Origin of the sequence: Pseudomonas protegens (genome assembly GCF_003732485.1) — a bacterium.
In the GTDB taxonomy this organism is placed as follows: Bacteria; Pseudomonadota; Gammaproteobacteria; order Pseudomonadales; family Pseudomonadaceae; genus Aquipseudomonas; species Aquipseudomonas protegens_B.
Genome location: NZ_MOAK01000088.1, coordinates 86,292 through 87,415, shown reverse-complemented (window position 1 = coordinate 87,415; position 1,124 = coordinate 86,292). Strand labels below are relative to the sequence as shown.

Annotated in this window: 2 protein-coding genes; one reads left to right on the top strand and one right to left on the bottom strand. The window is 62.4% G+C overall.

The window, feature by feature from the left end; genetic code table 11:
- The coding region (locus tag BLX41_RS31770) for an AraC family transcriptional regulator (RefSeq protein WP_148059795.1) at positions 1 to 624 on the bottom strand (624 nt) is incomplete at its 3' end.
- Positions 625 to 669: 45 nt separating this feature from the next.
- Here BLX41_RS31770 and BLX41_RS36890 point away from each other — a divergent pair.
- Positions 670 to 1,124 (top strand): hypothetical protein (locus BLX41_RS36890; protein WP_259745447.1); only part of this gene is annotated, 455 nt, incomplete at its 3' end.

The window sequence follows — 1,124 nt, the reverse complement described above, 5'->3', positions numbered from 1 at the left end:
ATCTGCCAGGGGCAGCGGCTGGTCGAGCCAGTGCCGGTCGAAGGCGAAGGCGTTGCGGTCGGCGTCGAATTGCAGTGGGCAGTTGAAGGGCTCGCGGTAGCGCCGTTGATAGTCCGGTGCCGGATAGTCGAAGCGCGCGCCCAGCAAGGGCAAGGCGTGGCCCAGCAAGTCGTCGCAGATGACCTTCATCGACACCAGGCAGAACTCGGTGTTGAACGCCGCCAGGGCCGGGCATTCGCGGTAGTCGGCGGCCGTCAGCCAGATGCGCGGACCGTCGCTTTCCAGGCTCAGTTCGAAAAGTGTTCCCATCAGCGCCGGATAACGCAGCGCCAGGCGCAAAGCGTCACCTAAGGTGGCACTGGTGAGCAGCGCATAGCCGAGCATGCCGTAAGAGGAAACGTGCATGCGCCGGCCCAGTTCCAGGCCGATATCCCGCTGCAGGGCTACGGCGTTGGCACACACCAGCATCTCTTGGCTGGTGGTGATGCGGGTGTCGGCGCGGCTCAGGTCGGCGGCGTTTATACCGCTGCCGGCCAGTAGCGCGTCGCTGTCCTGGCCCTGCTCCTTGAAGGTGTTGAGAACCAGTGAAACCGCATTGAGGGTGGTGAGGTGCGAGTGCAGCATGCGCAGATTCCAGCCTGGGAAAGACCGGGAACAGGAGCAATTTGCATGCCGCCCGCGATCAGGCCTGCGGTTTGCCGGCCAGCGGCATGTGGCATTCCGGGCGTTGTATGGCTAGTGACTTGGCGCTTTGATTGGTGCAACCTGCCTGCCATTCACCGCCTGAGGTGGCGGTGTAGCAACCCCGATAAAGGATTATGTATGACCCTTACTCCTGCGCGTTCCTTGCTTCTGGTATCCGGCTTGCTCCTGAGTTCGCTGTGTCTGGCCGAGGCTGAGCCAAGCAGCGAAAGCACCATCAAGGATTCTGCCAAGTCAGCCGTCTCGTCAGCCATTTCGGCAGGCAAGAACCTCTTGGGCGGCGTCAGCGAAGGCGTGCTCGATGGTCGCCAATCGGCGCAAGGCGTCGACGGTGCCTCGATCATTTCCTCCCGTGAGCAAATGAAAGGCCGCGTCGACGTCCAGGTGTTGAAGACCGAAGCCGTCGGCGACAGCTTCAACGT